General features: G+C 32.0%; 18 protein-coding genes. 4 read left to right on the plus strand and 14 right to left on the minus strand.

Annotated features, from left to right (window positions below; translation table 11 throughout):
- Window positions 1-276: 276 nt before the first annotated feature.
- Both IGJ02_RS09865 and IGJ02_RS09870 read left to right on the plus strand, forming a co-directional pair.
- Complete coding sequence (locus tag IGJ02_RS09865; protein ID WP_010763396.1) at window positions 277-531, plus strand: hypothetical protein; 255 nt, start codon at window positions 277-279, stop codon at window positions 529-531.
- Between the two features lie 21 nt (window positions 532-552).
- Window positions 553-1,380: a hypothetical protein gene (locus tag IGJ02_RS09870; protein WP_430601862.1), complete on the plus strand. Its 828-nt coding sequence runs from the start codon at window positions 553-555 to the stop codon at window positions 1,378-1,380.
- Window positions 1,381-1,548: 168 nt separating this feature from the next.
- Here the strand turns inward: IGJ02_RS09870 and IGJ02_RS09875 are convergent, their stop codons facing one another.
- The 8 genes from IGJ02_RS09875 to IGJ02_RS09910 form a co-directional block, all read right to left on the minus strand.
- Window positions 1,549-3,243, minus strand: a complete 1,695-nt coding sequence (locus IGJ02_RS09875; RefSeq protein ID WP_430601863.1) for a metallophosphoesterase family protein — start codon at window positions 3,241-3,243, stop codon at window positions 1,549-1,551.
- A 489-nt stretch (window positions 3,244-3,732) separates the two neighbouring features.
- Window positions 3,733-4,014: a hypothetical protein gene (locus IGJ02_RS09880; protein ID WP_430601864.1), complete on the minus strand. Its 282-nt coding sequence runs from the start codon at window positions 4,012-4,014 to the stop codon at window positions 3,733-3,735.
- A gap of 280 nt (window positions 4,015-4,294) precedes the next feature.
- Entirely contained in the window at window positions 4,295-4,480 is a 186-nt protein-coding gene (locus IGJ02_RS09885) for a hypothetical protein (RefSeq protein WP_430601865.1), read from the minus strand.
- 18 nt (window positions 4,481-4,498) lie between these two features.
- The gene (locus IGJ02_RS09890) at window positions 4,499-5,455 is read right to left on the minus strand and encodes an alpha/beta fold hydrolase (RefSeq protein ID WP_430601866.1); all 957 of its coding nucleotides are present in this window, start codon (window positions 5,453-5,455) and stop codon (window positions 4,499-4,501) included.
- The gene (locus tag IGJ02_RS09895) at window positions 5,433-6,101 is read right to left on the minus strand and encodes a TetR/AcrR family transcriptional regulator (protein WP_430601867.1); all 669 of its coding nucleotides are present in this window, start codon (window positions 6,099-6,101) and stop codon (window positions 5,433-5,435) included. Before IGJ02_RS09895 ends, IGJ02_RS09890 begins: the two co-directional genes overlap by 23 nt.
- Before the next feature lie 197 nt (window positions 6,102-6,298).
- The gene (locus IGJ02_RS09900) at window positions 6,299-8,608 is read right to left on the minus strand and encodes an ABC transporter permease (protein WP_430601868.1); all 2,310 of its coding nucleotides are present in this window, start codon (window positions 8,606-8,608) and stop codon (window positions 6,299-6,301) included.
- Window positions 8,602-9,306, minus strand: a complete 705-nt coding sequence (locus IGJ02_RS09905) for an ABC transporter ATP-binding protein (RefSeq protein ID WP_430601869.1) — start codon at window positions 9,304-9,306, stop codon at window positions 8,602-8,604. Before IGJ02_RS09905 ends, IGJ02_RS09900 begins: the two co-directional genes overlap by 7 nt.
- A gap of 285 nt (window positions 9,307-9,591) precedes the next feature.
- Window positions 9,592-9,936: a hypothetical protein gene (locus IGJ02_RS09910; RefSeq protein WP_430601870.1), complete on the minus strand. Its 345-nt coding sequence runs from the start codon at window positions 9,934-9,936 to the stop codon at window positions 9,592-9,594.
- Between the two features lie 889 nt (window positions 9,937-10,825).
- On the opposite strand from IGJ02_RS09910, the gene IGJ02_RS09915 reads away from it, so the two are divergent.
- Window positions 10,826-11,095: a hypothetical protein gene (locus IGJ02_RS09915; RefSeq protein WP_430601871.1), complete on the plus strand. Its 270-nt coding sequence runs from the start codon at window positions 10,826-10,828 to the stop codon at window positions 11,093-11,095.
- Window positions 11,096-11,230: 135 nt separating this feature from the next.
- On the opposite strand, the gene IGJ02_RS09920 is transcribed toward IGJ02_RS09915, so the two are convergent.
- The 6 genes from IGJ02_RS09920 to IGJ02_RS09945 form a co-directional block, all read right to left on the minus strand.
- Complete coding sequence (locus IGJ02_RS09920; protein ID WP_430601872.1) at window positions 11,231-11,935, minus strand: hypothetical protein; 705 nt, start codon at window positions 11,933-11,935, stop codon at window positions 11,231-11,233.
- A gap of 45 nt (window positions 11,936-11,980) precedes the next feature.
- On the minus strand, window positions 11,981-13,537 hold the full coding sequence (locus tag IGJ02_RS09925; RefSeq protein WP_430601873.1) for an endonuclease NucS domain-containing protein: 1,557 nt from the start codon (window positions 13,535-13,537) through the stop codon (window positions 11,981-11,983).
- 87 nt (window positions 13,538-13,624) lie between these two features.
- A complete protein-coding gene (locus IGJ02_RS09930; RefSeq protein ID WP_430601874.1) occupies window positions 13,625-16,849 on the minus strand; it encodes a type I restriction endonuclease subunit R in 3,225 nt (1,074 codons plus the stop codon).
- Window positions 16,850-16,882: 33 nt separating this feature from the next.
- Complete coding sequence (locus IGJ02_RS09935; RefSeq protein ID WP_244148178.1) at window positions 16,883-18,097, minus strand: restriction endonuclease subunit S; 1,215 nt, start codon at window positions 18,095-18,097, stop codon at window positions 16,883-16,885.
- Window positions 18,087-19,760, minus strand: a complete 1,674-nt coding sequence (locus IGJ02_RS09940) for an HsdM family class I SAM-dependent methyltransferase (RefSeq protein ID WP_208928002.1) — start codon at window positions 19,758-19,760, stop codon at window positions 18,087-18,089. The genes IGJ02_RS09935 and IGJ02_RS09940 overlap by 11 nt, the downstream gene beginning before the upstream one ends.
- Window positions 19,761-20,011: 251 nt before the next feature.
- Window positions 20,012-20,326, minus strand: coding sequence for a helix-turn-helix domain-containing protein (locus tag IGJ02_RS09945; RefSeq protein WP_208928003.1), 315 nt, complete (start codon window positions 20,324-20,326; stop codon window positions 20,012-20,014).
- A gap of 177 nt (window positions 20,327-20,503) precedes the next feature.
- Here IGJ02_RS09945 and IGJ02_RS09950 point away from each other — a divergent pair, with 177 nt between their 5' ends.
- Window positions 20,504-20,812, plus strand: a complete 309-nt coding sequence (locus IGJ02_RS09950; RefSeq protein ID WP_244148179.1) for a hypothetical protein — start codon at window positions 20,504-20,506, stop codon at window positions 20,810-20,812.
- Window positions 20,813-20,982 lie beyond the last annotated feature (170 nt).

Consider the following 20,982-nt stretch of genomic DNA (forward strand, 5'->3'; position numbering starts at 1 on the left):
GCTAAACGGTGCATGTCACTTGACATAGAATGCGTGTTTGATAAATGGAAAAATGAATATTTACAGCCATGATAGTGCTCTTTTTTAATAGCTCATTAGAAGGTTTAGGTGAAAATTCTCTATATCTTTTACTATACATACTAATATTCGATATTTATTTATACTTTATGAATCATTTTTTTAAGAATTAGTTTCATAAATTGATACAACTAGCTAAAAAAGTCATGGTATAATCATTTTGTAACAAAATTATATCTCGAAAAGAGGAATTGAAAAATGAAAAATGTGGTTGGTAAAATTGTCAAAGTTCTGTGCATCATTGTTATTATCTTAGACATGCTGGGTAGTGTCGCTTTATTTTATACAATGAATAAATATGATGCCTTAGGAATCTTTATTAACAATTGGCAAAATAATCTTTTTAACTTATCAAATTCAGATGCTCGGGCAATGAATTCGATGATACTATTTTTGGTTATCCCGATTGTTATATTATTACTTTTGCCAAAGAAAAAGCGTATGAATGATTAAAGTAAAAAGGAGCGTAAACTGTTGAAAAAAAGAAGAATTATGATATGTCTATTCGCCGGATTATTACTATTTTCCGCTTGTGGACAATCTGAAAAAAATAAAAATGAAGAGCTTATTAAAAACGCAGAAACTGTTTTGAAGGGGAAAGTTGAAATTCCTGAAACTTATTTTAAAACAAAAGAACAGGTTACAGCTGAATTTGATTCGGTTGGATTGAAACCCAAATTTGTCGTTGCTAATTTTGATGAAGCAGCTAAGTATAATAAACGTTTTTTAAGAAAAGGAGAATGTAACCAAATCTCTAGTGACCAAGGCTCTGTCAAATATTATGACACCAAAGAGGTTGGTGACAAACATGGATTTTATGCCGATAAAGGAGCAACGATAATTGTTGGCTACTCTGATCATGACTTTGATGGAACCAAAAATGAAACCAGTTCAACTGAGGAATCTTCTTCTACTGTTACGTCATCTTCTTCTAGTACAGAAAAAGAAGAAATCGCGACATCTCAAGAATCACAATCATTAGCATTTGAGCCTGAAGATGTGTCGGATCAAACAATAAAATCTATAAAAACATATCAAGACTATTTAACGATGTACCAAGCCATCATCAATAACTATTTTTCTGATTACGAAAGTCTGATCAAAGATACTGTTTTGTATGATCAAGCCTCTTTCGAAGAACAGAAAAAACAATACGATGCTTCTTTTGAAGAACAAAAAAAGCAATATGAACAATACGGGAATAAACGTCTTGTTGGAAAAGATTCGCTAGTCGACTTTTTAATTAGTTATCGAGACAGTCTAAAAAATATTACTGATAATTTAGCAAAATCTTTACAATGAAGAAAATTTGGTTGTTCCGCATATTTTTAGAAAGATAGTGAACTTGAAGCGTGAGTATGACCAAATAATAATTTATAAAAATAAATCATTGAGCCGACTTCCAAAATTCTACCTTTTGAAAGTCGGCTCAATGTGCTACTAGATGCATAGACACAATTATCTTGTTATCTAATTTTCCACTTCAAGCAGATGTGTAAGCTCAAATCCTGTATTCATTTTGGAATAAATTGAACACACTACAAAAAGCTCTTTGCCTGCAAAATTCACAATTTTATAACGCCCTGAGGATGCTGGTATATGATGATGCCCATGAATAGCACCAATTATATTAAATTGTTCAAATAACGCCATAATTTTTGGCTCTGAACATACATAGTTTTTTTCATAAGCTCGACTATTTTGAGAAAGCATACTAAGTTCATTAAACAACGGTGCATGAGATACTATCACAGTTGGTATGCTATGCTCTTCATTTAGTAGGTACTTTAACGATTTGAAGATAAACGCTTGTTGTTTCTTTTTTCGTTTCGCTAGTGCAACAGGAATTGTTAATCCGATATAGCGAATGCCTTTATGGATGATACTATTATTATTTAACACATTCATTTTAGGAAATCGCTTTTCGAGTTCGGCTTTGACACATTCATAATAGATATGATTTCCGATAGGTAACTTGTACCAAGAATCATCAGGATTTAACACCAACTCCTGAAACCACTCATATTTAAAAAACGGTCGCCATTTCTGCCATTCTTCATTTTCTTTATTCTCACTTTTTGGCAATACATATACTAAGTCATGATTCCCTATAACACAGAGTCCTTCAATCTCTTCTTCTAGATGAGAATCGTGTAAATCACCCGCCAAGATATTAAAATTGTTATTTATGAACGGAAGTTTTCCAGCCGTTGTATGAATGTCAGAAACCACATTTATTAAGTTTGTATTTTCTTCTGGAAGAACATTTTCAAAATACTGTTCCAATTCTCCAGGATCAACACTATGGGCCACGTAATTTTTTCTGACCTCTGACAATTCCTTGCCAAACTCTGACCGTAAGAGTAACTTATTATTTCCAGGTACAATTTGTTTCCTGATCACGATTGAATTTTTTATCGTTTGTTTTACATCTTGTGGTAGTAAAGCTAACGCTGCTTCAATATCTGATTCAAAAGTTAAATGGTTATCTGCAATAGCATCGTCTTGCAACGCCGATTCTAATAGTCGTATAGTTTTCCCATCAGTCATTATCGGCAGGGTTTGAGTCAATTGAACAGCAAAGTGAAGGTATTCTGAAACATAGCCAGATATTCCTGTTTTTACATTTTCACTAAATAAAAATTTTCCCGCAAGATTTGCAGAAAGTGCTCCTGTTTCATCATGCTGCAGTAAACGTCCTAAAATCTGAATCTCAAGTAACGGATCTTCAAGTATCGCATTATACGCTTGAACCACTTTAGGAGAGTTCCTATTCACCCGTTTGTTTGTTATTTGAAAGATACTTAGCTTAAGATACGTTTCTAAATTTTTTTTATGCGATTCGATATATTGACGAGCTGCTTCAGGATACAACAAATATTGAATCGCTGCACGTTGAATATAATTTCTTGCGGTATCATATGGAATTGCTGAATAGACGAGATCTCCTTGAGATGATATATTCAACGAGTTGTCTTTCATGTTATAGGTTAATTGGAAGTACTCATTTTTGAATACTGTCTTATTAACAGGACGTCGTTTATTTTCTGGGTAAAGATCAAAGCGAGCTGTAAGTGCTGGCGGTAATTTAATTTCAGATTGTGATAGTGAAAAAGGGATTTGTTTACCCACGCTGAAAGAATTTTTGTTTTTAGTTGATGTCATTAATTGCACCTACTTTTCATAAAATATTGACTTTTTTCTTCTTAAAAAAAATGAAGTTCTATATTTACAATAAAAAACGCTGTCAATTTTTTGTTACCTTCATTGTATTATGGCTTATGACACAAATCAATTCCTTTTTCAGATTTATTATTTCCCAGTTAATTTGGATGATTTTTTCGCCTTTCTGGTTTCTAATCATATGATAGTGATTTGAAGATAATTACAATTGCTAAAAATTGGACTAAACAAGTATATAGATACTATTACCATGCAGTTTGTTTAGTTCGTGATGGAATTTGGGAAAAGAATATAGATACTATAGAATGGGCAAAACAAGTGTTAACGCTGATTGAAGCGGTTGAGCTTAAAAGAATGCCTGAAAAAAATTGACTTATTTTATGCTTCACTAGATCATCTAATTATTGCTCGCTTTTTTCTCTGTTCGCCTTGATTCTCGCTATTAATTTATTTATACTAAGAAAAATAGAATCAAAACAAAAAAACTGAGTAAGTACTCTTAGGCTGAGCTGGATAAGTTAATTTAGCCACCTTATCAAAGTTCTCTTGCACTACTTCTCCTTTATTCAAGGTCGCTTTATTGCCAATGTTCTTCAAAGAAATATATTTAAATTGTTCAGCGTCTGCTTTCGATAGCTTAGGGGCATTTAAAAAGGTCGGATCGATATCAGAGAATAGACGATAGATACCTCTCTGACTCAATAACTTAATTGCCACACCTTGATTATCATCCGCTCCACCTTGGTCGGGCAAACTACTATCAATCCTAATAAAGCTTTTCACTTCATTTAGTTACTCATTATATAAGCAAGTGAATAGACTGCAGAAATCGAAGGTCCTACCAATTGATATGAGCTGATATTCAGCTGCTTCCACGCTTGATTAAGCTCATTCGTTAAATACTAAATTGACCGTACCTTATCCGTATCATCACTTAAGGCATATTCCACTATGACAACCTTATAATCTTTTCATAACTCATTCGCTAGTAATTGAAATCAAGTACAAACCTAGTAACAACACCATTGTTTTTTTACCCCGTCACTTGAACACGTAGAGATTTGTTCTCCACTTCTACTTCTTGACCATAAGGAATAATTTTTTTAGTTTTGTTTTGTAGTTGGATTTTATTATTTGTGTAAATCCCGACAAAAACAAGAAACACAACTAATAATAAACTTCCGACTAAAATACCTAAAACCTTAACTATTTTTTTCATAGTCATTCCTCAAATCTATCAGTTTTCCAAAAATTTTGTTGTTTCTTTTACGATTGTTTCCATTTTCGTATGGTGTAAATAATGGGCACCTAGCAATTGAATCAATTCTCCTTTTTCTAAGCCTCTCACCTGATCTTGATGCATCTCAAGCCAATTTTTTTGATTCATATCATTATCTGCAACAAATAATAAAACAGGCATATTTTTTGGATACGTTAAGCCACGAGAATCAGCGAAGCTATTGCTTAATTCTTGAAGCTCATCTTTCATCGCAGGACTACTCATGTTCTTCATTGTCAATAACTTAATCTGTTCAAAGTCAGGGTTATCTTGACTCACGCCTAAACCCGTTTCTGGATTCACTTTGATCAACGCTCGAAAAACACCTGCTGTTTTTAAGAAATCAAAGACTGACATATCAATGCCAGGCCAAGGTTGTTCTGGTGTGCTAGAATCAATTCCCACAAAGCCTTCCATTTCATTTGGGTAAACCTGAGTATAGTTCACCGCATAAAGACCTGCAATCGAGTGTCCCATCAACGTGTATTTAGAAATGTTCAGTTCTTTGGCTACTTGATGGATTTCTTCCACGATATTTTTAACACTACGACGTCGATTCGTTTGGCTACTTAATCCATAGCCAAATGGCTCAATCGTAACCACACGATACTCTTTCTTCAACTCATCGATCATCGGTTTAAAATCTAAATAAGGACTAGCTGTTCCTTGCCCTGGTAAAAGTAAAATAGTTTTCTTTCCTTCACCTTCATCGACAATATTCATCTCACCATCAAAGACTTTTAATTTCTCCCCATACGACTCAATTCGTTTTGCTTCACTTTTTAAACTTAACTGGTGAATCGTAAAGGTAATCAACAAGGACACAATTAGGATAGTGATTATCGATAAGATTATTTTGCCTAATCCTTGTAATAGTCTGATGCCTAGTGATTTAGTTTTCAGTTTTTTGATCATTTAATTCTGCCGCCTTTATCATAATTTGTTGGTCAAGTTTCTCTAAAAACGCATCGCTAATAATCGGCATTCCAGTATTCTCAAGCATCGTTTTGGCAGCCATTAATTTTTCAAAAAAGGTCTCTACTGTATTTGGAAACAACGCTTGAATAAACCACGTACTTAAAATCAAGATCGCTAATTCAGCCATTTGCTTCGGTTGCTCAACTGTGACTGATCCATCGCTATTTCCTTCAATTAAACAGGTTTCTACTAATGGTGCCATGATTTCATTCATCGTTCGAATATACATTGAAAAGAATTTAGGATTATCTAATAACGTAAAACTAAGGATACGAGACTGATTGGCTTCACTGTTAAACATTCCTTCAAATAACAAAGCCTGAATTTTCTCTAATCCATTTAATTTATCTTTTTCCATGATTGTTGTTAAGGCTGCTTCATTGGGAATAAATCGTCTGATAACGGCATCTATGATCTCATCTTTAGATCCATAGTGATGATAAACGGCTCCTTTGGTTAAACCGTCTAAACCTTTGACAATATCCGAAATAGATGTTTTTTCGTAGCCTTTTTCGATAAATAGTTTTGTTGAAACATCTAGAATTAATGATTTAGCTTCTTCTGCTGTATATTTTTTAGCCATTGTAATCTCTCCTTCTAAAAAAAAAATTCAATCGGTATGTTTTTATCATACGCTTTTTTGAGGGAATGTCAAAACATATTTTCATTGTTTTAGTTAATGAGAAAAAAGCTGAGTAGGTTCTGTTTTAGAACGTTACTCAACTCTTAATTGCTTAAATTGTCTCTGTTTATTGAAACATCATCAAATAAAACTATATATTATTCAACACTCTTAAGCGCTTCAGTCATTTTAATCTTATTAATTTTTCGATTGGAGAGACAATTCACAATAATGATTAAAACAATCGTAAAAATAATCGTAATCAAATAACTCTGTTGATCAATAACTGGTCTGAAATAAAGCTCATCACCCATTCCTGCATTAGAAAAGATCTTTTCATGAATTTTAATCCCAAAAGGTATCCCTATAATGATACCGCAAAGAGATAAAATAATATTTTCAGTCGAAAGAATTTTTTTCAGTTCGGAAAATCTAAAACCTAAAACAGATAAAGTCGCCATATCACGTTCTCTATCTGAAAAATTCAACGTGCCTAGATTGTATAAAACAACAGTCAACAACAGACTAGCAGACAATATCAATAAAATCGACATCGAAAGGGTACTTCCCATGCTACCCAAAAAGTCATTTTCCTGATTTTTTGTTAGGACAATTTTCTTCATTTCATTATTTGAAAATGTTGATTTTAGATTTTTACCTACCAAACTCGTTGGCACGAATACTTGATCAGCTTTCTCCCATGCAGATTTTGTTAAATAGAAGCCTTGCCCAATACTCAACTCTGCAATATCAGTCACCTTTAGTTTGACTAAATTCCCAACAGAATTTCTAAATTGAATATCATCTCCTTTATTTAAAGAAAAAATTTCAGCTGTTTTCTTTGTAATAAGTAAACGATCCTCTGATAATTTTACTTGTTTATTCTCGTCATAAAATTTTATATACGAACTACTATCCTCTATAACATGAATCAATCCACTCTTATTTTTACTATCAGATAGAATAAAGTATGGTCGTTCTTCAAGTCCTTCTATCTCTTTATTGCTCCGAGTTTTATCATACAGTTCTCTTGAATCTGTGTCACTTGCTACATAAGCCTTTTCTTCGTATAAATAAGATTTTTCGTAAACTGAGCTAGCCACATGATTAATTGTATCTCTAATTCCCAAAGCAGATAACAAAAGACTCGTGCAGCCAACCACTCCTATAATCGTCATTGACATTCTGATTTTACTTCTAAACATTTGCCGTAGCGTCAACTTTTGGGACGTTTTTAAGCCCTTCCAAAAAGGCTTGATTCGTTCCAACAAAATATTATAGCCTTTGGTGGTACTCTTTTCTCTTAAAAGTGAAGCTGGCGACTCTTTTTCAACATTATAAAAAACAATCAACGTGGCAACACATGTACTAAATACAGATAACGTAGTAATTATCGCCACTTGGTAGCCATTGATGACAATTTCAGGATGATCAAAAATAAATAACTCGTTAAAAAATCGCCAGATATAATTAGGAATGACCTTCCAACCAATTAAAACGCCGAAAAATACACCAATAATACTCATCCATATACCATAAAATAAATAATGCGTAATTATTTTAAAACTGCTGTAGCCTAACGCTTTCATCGTTCCAATGATTGCTCGTTCCTTATTGATTAGACGATACATTGTTGTGAAGCTCATTAGGATGACAATTGCAAAAAAGATAATTGGAAATAGGTTGCCTATTGATTGATATTGTTGTACTTTTTGACTAGTAGCTAAATCATTCAACGTTTCCTTTGACTCTAGAATACTAATAATTTCCTGTTCGTATTTCTGTTCGATTTCTTTTTTGACTGTTTCGACATTTTTCCCATCTGCTACTTTTATGACGAGTTTATTGGTCATTGCATTATTTTGTGTAAAATTTTTCGTGTCTTTTTTATTCATATAGATAAAGCCGTAATCTTCGTGATTTGGTACCACGGTTGTTGAATCTGGCGTAATATAAATATAAGAAGAGCTTACAGCCAATCCACTAATCGAAACCTCTTTCTCAAGTGAATTTATTTCAATCGTGAGTTTGTCCCCAACATCTAAATGATTTGCTTCAGCGAAGCTTTTATCGATAACAACCGTATTCTGTTTGTTTAAATTTTTCCCTTTAACAATCGTGTACTGATTGAGTTTAGCTTCTTGATCTACGCCGTTAATTAAGACTTCTTTGCCGTCACTACCTATAATTGCCCCTTCTATTAGAAATTGCTCTTCGAGCTGCTTAATGTTTTCTGACTCACCAAGCCGTGAAAAATCTTTGTTGGTTGGCTTGATCAATACTTCAATGTCCGCTTTATTTTCTTTACGATAGTTCGTTTCAACGTAGTCATTTAAACTTCTCCAAGTACTATCGATTCCTATATAGATCGCTACACCTAAAATCAACATCAATGCAATTGATAGAAGCTGGATGCTGTTCTTTTTAAAACTACGAAGAAACATTTTTTTCAAAGGAGACATTACCATACCAAGTCCTCCACATCTGAAGGACTTTCCTGCCTATAAATATCTGCAATTTTTCCATTATGCATTTTAATGACTTTATCCGCGATTTTAGTGAACTCTGCATTGTGGGTCACAATAATCACTGTTTTATTCATTTTTTTAGATGTGTCTATTAAAAGTTTGATAATCGTTTTACCTGTCTCTGAATCTAAGGCGCCTGTTGGTTCATCACATAGTAACATTTTAGGATTTTTCGCAAGTGCTCTGGCAATAGATACACGTTGTTGTTCGCCACCTGATAACTGACTTGGAAAATTCCCTGCTCGCTGATCAAGACCAACGCTAGTTAATACCTCACGAGAATTAAGCGGCTCTTTACAAACTTCCGCAGCTAACTCAATATTTTCCAAAGCAGATAAATTAGGGACTAAATTGTAAAATTGAAAGACAAACCCAACATCATTCCTCCGATATTCTGTCAGTTCTTCTTTTTTTAGTGAAGAGATTTCTTTATTGTCGATAACGATTGTACCGGAACTTGTTTTTTCCATTCCACCTAGTAGGTTCAAAAGGGTTGTTTTTCCAGCTCCACTTGCACCAACGATTACGACAAACTCCCCTTCTTTAATCGTGAAGTTTACTTGGTTTACAGCGTTTACCGTGACTTCTCCGCTTACTTGGTATTTTTTGCTGACCTCTTTAAAATTGATGTACGTCATTGTTTTCCCTCCTTTTTTAGTGTAAATTTTTTTGTAACCCAACAACCTAAATATGAACGAATGTTCATTCGAACATGTATTTATTGTACGAAAATAAATACTTTTAGTCAATAAACTTTTGTTTTATTTTAGATAAATTATTGACGTTTCTTATTTTTTCGGAGTATGGTATGCATAATATAAATAAAAAAGCTGAGTAAGTCCTGATTCAGAACATCACTCAACTTTATAGCAATCTAATAATCGGCACCTTTTTTTGTCAAGAATATATATTTTATATGCTACTCATATTTTAGCTTTTCTTTTCTTATAAGTAACAAATAATTCGGATGCTAACATAGAAAATAAAAAATATATCAAATACGCTATACGTATGTCTTGCAAATACTTTGGGTTTAAAGATTTATTTTCAATCAACGTAAACAATAATAAAAAAAATGTACTACCTATAAATAGTAATATACCAAAGGATCTATTAGAATATTTATAAACAAAACCTCGATCGTTTTCCTTAGATTTCCAAAAGAGAATTCCTTTGTACCCCAATTGCCCATTACCATTGTAATAATAAGATGAAGCAAAGCATAAAAGAGATATAACTATCAATACAATCGTGATTTTTATTTCCAAAATAATTCCTCCTTTTAAATAGAACGGAACGCTCAATAATTCACAAATGATAAATAAAGTAACCGTTACCATTAACTTGTTTATCAAATTGTATTACAAATATAATCAAAAATCAATTCTTTTTTTCTATATGGAATGTTTTTCATTTTTTAAGATAAGTTTCAATCCAAATAATAAATTTTTCATAGTTATTTATTTGCTTTTTTTCTCTGTTCGCCTTGATTCTCGCTGTCGATTTATTTATACTTAGTGTATAGAATGGAAATAAAAAAGCTGAGTAAGTCCTGATTCAGAACATCACTCAACTTTATGACAATTTAATCCTTGGCACCTTTTTGTTTGGCTGGAACTGAACGGAAATGGTCTTGAAAACAGCAACGACTGTCCGCACAAGTATGCCAATAGTAAATGAATCACTAGCTTTTTTGTCGTGTCTCTTTTTGAGTTACCACTAGAAAGGATTGCTAGGTTTCTTTAAGGTACTATTGACTTATTCAGGTATTGGACATTGCGCCAATGCCTTTTTTGTTTCTATTCTAGGTCTGAATTTTATCGATGATGGTGATAATGAAACGTAACGATGTACCAGTTAAAAAATAGAAAAATAAAAAACGGCACCTTACAACCTGACTGGAATCATGTTGCAAGGCCCCGAATAAACAGCAACGACTGCTTATCCGAGTTGCCGATAGCGCGTACCGAAGTACTCGCATGTTTTATTGTACTTAATTTTGATTGATTTTACTAGTCTCTTTGCTGGATTCTTTCATCTTTTTGGCGATTTCATGTGTTCTTTGGCGAACTATTGCACACGATGAGGCACAGATAGGTCTGATCGTTTTTTATTTTCCTGTTGGTTTTTCAAAAAAATAGGAATGGATGTGTAGTGATGAGTAAAGAACAGAATTTGAAGGCGGTACCTTATCAGGATATTTTGGATGTGCGGAGTGAGTTGATCAAGCTTCGGTCTTGGCAGAAGTCATTGGTTTATTTGGATGAATTTTTTGATGGGAAGGTTACGAGGAATAAGAAGGATATGCGGATGCGGTATTATTCTTGTCAGCAGTTGTATCAGGTATTTTCTGGGGATTTTGAGGGGGTATTGAAGGAGAGTGAGGAGATTGTAGCGAGGATGGTTCAGAGAGGGAAGATTAAGTAGGTATACAGAAAGTTTGATGCAGTAAAAAAGCTAAAATCTGGATTTTTTTGTGATTTTAGCTTTTATTATTTTTTACTAATCAATACATGTCAAAAAAATATCAAAATATTTATATAAAATATTCTACAAAACTAACTATCTTAAAAAATTCATCTCAGAATTCATATATTTTTTTATATCATCACTTTCACTAATTAGAGAAATCATCACTATTTGAGCTTTTTTTATTTTTTCAAGATGAGCAATCATACTATTAATTCTATAGGGTTGATTGAGTATTTCTGTATTAAAGTAACAATAATAATAAGCATTATAACTATCTAATACATCCAAGTATGTTTCTAATATCTTTTTTAGTTGTTGATTATATACTTGATCAGAAAATAAAAATGAAACTTGATTGCTTTTGCTTTTTAATTCTGATTTATATTTTAAGTATTCCACTCGAACCAACTCATATTCTTTTTTATCATCCGCTTCTGAAAATCTTATCTTATCTACAAATAAAGAATGATTGACTACTTGTACAAATTGATTATTAATTAATTCGTTTAATGCTTTATGTCCTTTTAGTGAATTTCCTGCTCTAGACCTATAGTAATCCTTAAAATCAGTATCTAAATTTAAAGAATCTATATAAGAAAAATTTAACTCTATAATTGCATTAAAAAAGTCATTAATGATCAATCTTCTATCAAATAAACTTTGCTTATTACTTAGCTCTATCGACTTATTTGTTTGTTTAATCGCCTTATAAGAAAAAAATAAAGCGATACTTGATATAATAATGCTAATAATATCGGATAGAGAAATATGAAGATCAAGATAATTTTGAATCATTTTTATTGTCCTTTCTGTCATTTTTATAAATTTAGCAAAATAATACTAATTATCATATGCGATATTACTTGAAAAAAGTTCTTTTAAATCTGAAACTAAGACATGACTATCCTTCAAATAATCCTGAAAGAGTGTTTTTTCTTCACAAGGAGTATAAAATATCTCTCCATATTCTGAAATACGTACATCATAACATTCTGTTTTATCATCAGAAATGTCATATCTCTTACTAACATATTTTAGTCCGATATCTTTCATTATATCCATTTCTTGCATATATAATTCTCCATAATTTAGTACAATAAACAACATCATGGGGTCATTATTAAAATGCTGCAATAAAATGTCTTTTAAAGATATTTCTTTAAAATTGTATTCTATATTTCCTCGATATATTTGCGCTGATTCATAATCTTTATGATCTATGATAATTTCATATGTAGGTTCTATTCCATACGCTATACATTCCAATATACTTTCAGGATTTGTTATAGAAACAAAAATCGTATAGTTGTCGTAGTTCTCTTCTAATTCATTAAAAATACAAGTAAAATGTTGCTTCCAAATTTTATTACCGTAAAAAACATTCTTTGCACTGCTAAACACCTCTTTCAGTTTTGCCAAATGGTTAGAATTGGCATAATCATAAAAGAATACATAATTCGTATCGTTTAACCCTGCTGTATCTTGAACTATTTTATTTACTGTATATAATTGGTCTTTAGCAAAAGCTCCTCCACAAACAGGATGCTCAATCTTCCAATCAGAATTCAACATATTCAAAAATTTCTCTGGATAGCCAATCTCAGATGTATCACAATATGATCGGTTGATTACCTCCCCTAATATTGCTTGTTCTATCTCTCCCTGTAATTCTTCTCCATCACAATATTGCTCTATTTCTAATAATTTTTCATATAAATTTTCATAATCTATTAAATCATTTTTACCCTGTTTTTTACAAAATTCTATATAATTACCAATTGGTACTGTTTGGAAAGCTAGATATATCCCTTTTGGATAGATAACCTGATTATTTGTGCCTTGATAATTTAGATTTAATAAAATATATTCCTTAATACCCACTTGTTCTAAAAGATAACCTATTATTGATAATTCATCATCTATACAACGTTTGGACGCATAGAGAAAAATATGTTGAATTCTTGATATTTTTCTTTGAATAGGATTAGGTAGTGGTTTTATCTTTCTTTTAGTTATTGGTATAAAATTACTATTTAAATCGATCTCATAACCTTCAACTAGTAAATCAGTCTCTAATACAAATTGAGAAAAAGGAACCAATAATTCATCCCAAGTTGTAGAAATTAAGATAACTCTAATTTCGCTTTGCTTAATATATAGATTTCTTTTTAATAAAGCTGAATATTTGAAAATTTCGTGTAACGCTTGTCGTGCAGCTTGATTACTTCTTTTTATTTCAATAATCACGTAGTTCCCTTGCTTATCTTTAGCTAGTAAATCTACATATCCTTTTGTCCCATCATTATTGGGTAATAAGTATTCTTTTCCAATTAAACTTAGTTCATCCGATAAAAAGTTTAAATTTCCTGCTAAATAATCCCGAATTTTGGACTCCATTTCCAAACCTCCTTCATAGGTTGAATAAAACTTTCTATACAAAAATAGTATTGAAATTTGATCATTCATTTCAATACTATTCTTATTTTATAAGTTTCCAACATACCCCCTACCTGATACAGCTCTATTCAAGATAAATTGGAAGATGGTTTCTGTCTTATTTTGAAAGACTTCTTTATCGTATGAATCTGGTAATGCTTTATCAAGCACTGTTTCTATTTTATTTTTCACTCGTTGTTTTGGCTGTTCATCTTTAAACCAGTCGACACTCAAAAATTTTCCGTTTTCTTTCATCAACGAATGATACAATTGAGTGGCTGCTGATTTCACTTGCTTTTCTTCTTCTTTTGTTAGTTTTTCTTTCAAGAGTAAATCATATAAAACCAATTCTTCTTCGGAAAGATGTTCTGTTGACGCACGTGCATCTTCTTTTTTCAAATCTTTTACAAATTTCTTTAACTCTTCAAAATAATTCTCATTTGCTGTAGCACCCGCATTATATCCTTGAACTAATTTTTCGTACCTTTGAGCAAAAGAAACTCTTGTTTCATTCTTATTTAGCATTGCTTCTAATTTTTGTTCGATAAAATTTCTCAATTCAACCAATTTAATATTTACATATTCTGATTTCTGAATTTTTGCAATCATTGTTTCTACATCTAACTCTGAAAGTGAGATTGTTTTATTATTATAATCAACATCTGAATCTTCTTTGATATAAAATAAATTCTCCGAATCCACACTCACATCCAATAATGCTTCAACTTTCACTTGTGCTTCTTCAATTCGCTCATTTTGAATCAAATTTCCCATCAATTTTGACATGTATTGAACCAGCTTAAAGATACGATTATCCCAATCATATTGGAAAATTTCAGGACAAGAAGCATCATAAATATTCTTTAATAAATTCGTATAAATAATAAATTGTGCTTTTTGCTCATCTGTTGCTAGAACAACATTAACTGCAGATTTTATCTTACAAGTTTTTGAAAATACATCTTCAGTACTTACTATTTCCATTAAATCAATATTTAAGGATGTACAAAAATGAATAATTTCTTCCTGAGTTAAGACAAGCATCTCAACCAGCTCATCTACTTGTTTTACTGGCAAGTCTAATTCAGCCTCATGATGAGAACCGCCGTAGTCTTTCAGGGCTTTTTTCATATAATGGAAAATATTCACATGATCTACAATCAAGCCATTGATCTTAATCCCACGTTTATCATCTGAATAAACACGATTCGCACGGGCAATGGCTTGCATTAATGTGTGGCTCTTCATTGGTTTATCTAAATAAAGCGTTGAAACCGAAGGCGCATCAAAGCCAGTTAGCCACATAGCGGTTACAAAAACTAGCTGTAAAGGATGATCCGGATCTTTGAATTGCTCTTCAATATCACGACCTTCGTCATCAACTTGATGATATCTTTTTCTATGTTGCGTAATATCTAAGCCAAACCGCTCGAATTTTTCTTCTTCTCCGCTTTCCTCGCTTACCACAACAGCCATTTCGACACTCTTCATAAATGTTTTCTCTTTTAATAAAGCTTCTTTCTCTTCCTGAGAATGTGTTTGTTGCAACACAGAATTAATGGCTCGTATTCTTTTTTTCCAATGCTCTTGCACTTTGTTATACATCATAACTGTCGCATATTTATCGACTGAAATAACCATCCCTTTTCCTAAAAAACCTCTTTTTGGAAAGTGTTTAACGATGTATTGAGCAACTTCGTCTAACCGGTCGTCTCGTTTCATTACGTTTAAAGAACTACGGTATTTATTCTCTAATTTCTTTCTTTCTTCGTCTGTTAATTCTTCCTTATCAATAATATCCAAAAATTCATCATTTAACAGATCATTATTCAAATTAACTGTAGGGACTTTTTTTGTATAGAATAAAGGAACTGTTGCACCGTCATTAATGGAATCATTAAATGTATACTCACTCACTGGATTTCCAAAATAATCATAGGTTAATTGTTTACTACCTAACAGTGGTGTTCCTGTAAAAGCAATATATTGCGCATTAGGTATGCCCTTACGCATGTTTTCAGCTAAATTTTTATATTGAGTTCGATGGGCTTCATCTACAATCACAATAATATCTTTTCGTTCAGAAAGCAGAGGAAAATCTTTGTATTTATCGTATCTAAATTTTTGTATTGTAGTGAAAATCATCGAGATATTACTTTTAAGTAATTCTCTAAGTTGCAACCCACTTTTTGGTTTAACCATATTTGTATCTTCAACTACACCTGTTCGCACAAAATTTTTGATTAACTGCGAATCTAAATCATTGCGATCTGTCACAAGTAAAAAGGTATAGTTTCCTGCAAATTTCCGTCTTATTTTCCGAACATACATCACCATGGAAAAGCTTTTGCCACTACCTTGTGTATGCCAAAATACCCCTAATTTTCCATTTCTAGCTTCTCTATTCTCAAAAGCTTCAATCGCATGATTGACACCTAAAAACTGATGATTTTTCGCAACGATTTTCGTATCTTTATTTAGATACAAAATAAAGTTTTCAATATAATCTAAAAGTTTCGCTTTTGGCATAAGTCCTTTAAGTAAATATTGAATGGATAGCTCTTCATCATGAATTTTTGTTCGATCAATCACTTCTTTTTCATCCTCAATTTTAAGCCATTCAAAATAATGAGAGAAAGTCGAATTATAGCTGCCAGCCTTGGTGATATGTCCATTTGAAATAATACATAATTGATTGAAGAAAAATAATTGCGGAATATCCTTTTTCTGATCCATCAGATTTTTTGAATACCCTAATTGGACATTTTCACTTGGTTTCTTTAACTCAATCCAAACTAAAGGAAGTCCATTGATATACACGATAATATCCGGTCGACGGTACCCAATCTCACCAGCAATCCAAACTTGTCGAGCGGCAATAAAATAATTATTTTCAGGATGCTCAAAATCAATTAGCTTTAATGTTTCAATCTGTTCCTCATCATTAAGAGAGAATTTTATATTGACACCGTTGATTAAAGATTGATAATACTCATAATTTTTATCTTTTAATAACCTAGAATTCAAAGAATCATCCTTGATAATTGCTTGTACTTCCCCAACAATGAGTGCATCTGGAATTGAAGGATTTAGTTTACGAGCGTATTCTAAAAGAACATCAGGTAAAACAACTTGTTTTTTTGTCTGTCGATGTGTTCCGTCCTTAAGAGAAGAATTTGTTTTTGTGTAAGCATTCAAAAGTGAATAACCTAAATCTTCAAATTCTTCCATAATACGCAATTCTAAATCATCTTCCGTTATAAAATCAACCATTTTAGACCTCCTTTAGTTCAAGTTTCATTTTTCTTACTCTAGTTCAATTTCTCCAGAAAGAAGTTTTGGGAGTAGAGTGTCTCTAAGTTCTTTTAAGGATTCAATTTCACTTCTTTTGTTTGCAATCAATTCAAAAATACTCATTACAGATTCATGAAACATCAGTATTACTTCAAATGATGGACTTACAAACTTATAATTTTCAAAATCATTTTTAGAAATATTAATATACACACTTCCTGATCCAGTATTCGCAAAATATTTAAACATTTCTTCTAATAACAAAAATACAAATTCTTGATAATGATTATCTATAACTCTTGCTATACCTGCTCCTCTACCGATCGCATATTCTTGCTGAACAATTGTTGGATTCCCGATAGTTGCACGAACTCCAAAAATAATATCGGCTTTTTTTGTCACTTTTTTAGGTTCAGTAGTATACTTTTTGGGGTTAACAAAACCATTCTTAAAATCACTCGCACCATTGATTAGTGGTAAACCAATATTTTCATTGTTATATGATGTTCCTTTTGGAGATTGTCCCATAATAATTTCTGTAATATTCTTTAATGAGCTTACTTCCCATCCTTCTGGAATTTCACCCAGTTCACTTTCAATCATTTTCCCACCATTTAATTTGTATGGATTTCCATTTTTATTAGGAAATTCAAAATCAATGAACCAATGGTTGAAAAGAGTAGTTGCTGTTTCTTCTAAAGTGTTTATAATTTGATTATTGAGTTCGATTTTTGAATCTAAATTTCCTAAAATGCGACTCATTATTTTCTGTTCTGTAAGTGTAGGAATAGCCATTTCATACTCTAATATCGCTTCTTTTTGAGCTCTTTGCCTACCAGAAGTTCCAGTCATTGAAGCTATGGCTATGTTCCTAATTTCCTCTGAGATAGACAAATAATAGATAAATAAAGGATCAGAAATGCCTTCTTTAGCACGCAGAACAAAAAATTCAGTTGAGCCATATCCTACTTCGTCCTTATCTAGTATATCTACAATTGCCGTTTTTCCATTTTCTAAGCAAGGAGTTATCCTTGCCATCAAAGTATCTCCATTTCTAAACTTAGTTCCACTTTTAAACATTTCAATTTCAAAACCATTTATTTTTCTAGCAAAATTAGGCAATTTATCCATACTAATCTTTTTTGCTAATGTATCGCGTTTTAGAATTTCTTTAGGAGCAAAATCAATTATTTCATCTAGTCGTTTTCTTTTCCACTCAGATCTCATACCCTATCCCTCCTAGGGCATTACGAATTTCTTTTTCCAACTCACTAGATTGTTGGAACTGTTCCGATAATTGCTTTGTTAGCCTTTGCATCTTCTCTTCGAATGGTTCTTCATCTGCTTCTATCTCTTCCACACCAACGTATAGACCAGGGGATAAACTCCAATCTTTTGATTCAATGCTGTTTTCTCCATGAACTGGAACAACGCTACATAATCCCGCTATGTCTTTATACAGTCTTTCTGGAAATTGTTCATTGACCCAATTTAGTTGTTTTAGCCAATATTCCTTTTGGTCATCATTTAAGTCAATATTTTCTTGATACCAGTTTTTGAGTTCTTCATATTCTTGAGTATTGCCTTCATACAACCTTGTAATCAAGGCAAGATTTTTAATATGCGCCTCATCAAATTTACGATGTGCACGATCTACCTGTGTATATAATTCTTTTTTATCAGCATTAATAAACAAAACTTCTTCATGTTTCTTTGATTTATCAAAGAACCAAAGAGTTGCTGGCAAAGTAACTGTATTAAACATATTTGAAGGTAACACAACAATTTGTGAGAGGTGACCACTTTCTAATAAACGTTTGCGAATGTCTTTTTGTCCGCCGTCCCCTGCTGTGGAAGCTCCATTTGGCATAACTAATGCTGCTTTTCCATTTTTTTTCAGTGCAGTGGCAAATTGATTAATCCATAAGTAATTGGCATTGGGGACTTTCTCAATTTCATCTTTTTTACTAGAATTTCTTGGAATACCATATTCATTAAATCTTTTTTGATTACATACACGCTCGTATTCAACACCTCTTACATTAAACGGAGGATTGGCAAAAACATAATCAAACTTCTCATAGCTAATGTGGGGATCTTCGTAAAATGAATTGGCTTGGAAAATATCTCCGTTCATGTTATGAAGTAATAAATTCAATTGAGCTAATTTTACAGTTGCCGGTTCTTTTTCAACGCCGTGGGCTCTTAAAGCATTTGGGCCATAGCCATGTTTTTTCGCATAAAGAGCCGATTGAACAAACATGCCTCCTGAGCCACATGCCGGATCTAATATTCTACCTTTTTTGGGTTGGACAACTTCTACCATATATTGAACAACTGATGCTGGGGTGTAAAAGACACCGCCACCTTGTCCTTCAGCCATGGCAAATTTTCCAAGAAAGAACTCATAGATTTCTCCAAAAATATCAACTGATCCCTCAGTTGGAATATCTTTGAAATTCTTCAGCAAATTTTTTAAATTCGTTGCTGGTATTTCTTTGTATTTTTCTTTGGGTAATGCTCCTTCTACAGACGATGCATATCTTTCCATTTCAGTCATTGCATTTACAATTGCTGGCGCAATAACATCTTCTTTTTCTGGAAGATTTAATAAATAATCGTATCTTGCGTCATCTGGCACATAAATTCCTGCTAATTCAAGAGCAATCTCACTTTTATTTGCTGAAATACGTGTACTTTTTTGCCTTTTTTCAAATTCTTCTTCAATAGCTTTTTCAAATTTTTTATATTTAGCGTCAGCAAAACGCAAAAAAATTAGCCCTAAAATGGGTTCAGCATAATCATGGGCACTTAAATTAGAGTTGGCACGCATATCAATCGCCGTCGTCCAAAGATCGTCTTTCAGTTTTTTTAATTCTTTATCATTCAATTTTAGTTGCCCCTTTATCTATAAAAATATGTTTAATTATTTATATACGTAGTCAAGTAAATTATATATTAAAGCAATGTAAAAGTATACTTTTCAGTGTATTTATAGTTAATCATTAACTGTCTTGATGGAATCTATTGTGTATACATCATTATCTCAATCTGAACTCAGTAAATAAGCCATTCTCAATATCTTAAAGAATGACTTTTTTCAATATTTTTTATCCGTTATTTCAACACCTAGCTTTATTCCTAAAAAGATTTCAACATTAACAAAATATGTTCTAGTTGCTCACTTTCATACCCTATCAATCTTTTATTAATTTCTTTCAAATAATACTCTTTTGAACGAGTTTCTCGAAGAAATTCTTCAACGGTCACATCTAAATAGTCGCAAATAACATATAGCATTTGAATGGAAGGTGTAACACGCTCATTTTCAATAGAATTGATATAATTATCACTTTGTCCAATTGCCAAACTCATTTCTCTAGCACTAACGTTTTTCCTAGAGCGAAAGTAGCTTAGCTTTTTTGATATAAAACGTTTAAGTTCTGATTCATGCATTTTATCACTCCTCTTTCACACACAATTTTACAACATAAAAACCAAAATTTACGAGTTATAAAAACCAATTTCTATTGAAATTCATTTTTATAAAGTGTATAATGTTCATAAGGCATATTTAAAAAGTGTAATCGCCTTTTATCTCAATCATACTAAAAAATAGGAGGATACAAAATATTGGAAAAAGAAAAGACTACACTATTAACCCAAAACAAGCAACCCATCAAACAAGTCTCCTACCAAGACATGTATGCTATGAAAGATACTCTGGAACAACTTGAATCATGGACAGAAATTTTAATGGTGGTAGATAAACACTTTGCCAATAGAAAACTACCACTAGACAAGAAAAAAATTGCAAAAGATTACTACTCCATATCTCAAATTTTCGGTTCATTTATGGATGATTTTTCAACCTGTATTGACCGATTAGAAACACAACTGGATCAATTAATGAAAAAAGAAAAAGTGAAAATTACTCAATAATTCCAATCATTTTATGAGTTCTTCGAACATTGACAGATTTAGATAATAAACGAAGCCAATAGCTATGTTAAATCTACATAATAGCTGTTGACTTCGTTTATTGCATTAATACATGTAAAATATCATTTTATTCATTTCACACAATTAGGTAAGATAATCCTTTGTTCTAT

This window comes from Enterococcus sp. DIV0724b (genome assembly GCF_050531475.1).
In the GTDB taxonomy this organism is placed as follows: Bacteria; Bacillota; Bacilli; order Lactobacillales; family Enterococcaceae; genus Enterococcus_L; species Enterococcus_L haemoperoxidus.

What these genes read in the sequence shown, in the direction of transcription:
- IGJ02_RS09865 (WP_010763396.1), top strand. Translation starts at nt 277, where the DNA reads ATGAAAAATGTGGTTGGTAAAATTGTCAAAGTTCTGTGCATCATTGTT.
- IGJ02_RS09875 (WP_430601863.1), bottom strand. Translation starts at nt 3,243, where the DNA reads ATGACATCAACTAAAAACAAAAATTCTTTCAGCGTGGGTAAACAAATC.
- IGJ02_RS09885 (WP_430601865.1), bottom strand. Translation starts at nt 4,480, where the DNA reads ATGAAAAAAATAGTTAAGGTTTTAGGTATTTTAGTCGGAAGTTTATTA.
- IGJ02_RS09890 (WP_430601866.1), bottom strand. Translation starts at nt 5,455, where the DNA reads ATGATCAAAAAACTGAAAACTAAATCACTAGGCATCAGACTATTACAA.
- IGJ02_RS09895 (WP_430601867.1), bottom strand. Translation starts at nt 6,101, where the DNA reads ATGGCTAAAAAATATACAGCAGAAGAAGCTAAATCATTAATTCTAGAT.
- IGJ02_RS09900 (WP_430601868.1), bottom strand. Translation starts at nt 8,608, where the DNA reads ATGGTAATGTCTCCTTTGAAAAAAATGTTTCTTCGTAGTTTTAAAAAG.
- IGJ02_RS09905 (WP_430601869.1), bottom strand. Translation starts at nt 9,306, where the DNA reads ATGACGTACATCAATTTTAAAGAGGTCAGCAAAAAATACCAAGTAAGC.
- IGJ02_RS09915 (WP_430601871.1), top strand. Translation starts at nt 10,826, where the DNA reads ATGAGTAAAGAACAGAATTTGAAGGCGGTACCTTATCAGGATATTTTG.
- IGJ02_RS09920 (WP_430601872.1), bottom strand. Translation starts at nt 11,935, where the DNA reads ATGATTCAAAATTATCTTGATCTTCATATTTCTCTATCCGATATTATT.
- IGJ02_RS09925 (WP_430601873.1), bottom strand. Translation starts at nt 13,537, where the DNA reads ATGGAGTCCAAAATTCGGGATTATTTAGCAGGAAATTTAAACTTTTTA.
- IGJ02_RS09930 (WP_430601874.1), bottom strand. Translation starts at nt 16,849, where the DNA reads ATGGTTGATTTTATAACGGAAGATGATTTAGAATTGCGTATTATGGAA.
- IGJ02_RS09935 (WP_244148178.1), bottom strand. Translation starts at nt 18,097, where the DNA reads ATGAGATCTGAGTGGAAAAGAAAACGACTAGATGAAATAATTGATTTT.
- IGJ02_RS09945 (WP_208928003.1), bottom strand. Translation starts at nt 20,326, where the DNA reads ATGCATGAATCAGAACTTAAACGTTTTATATCAAAAAAGCTAAGCTAC.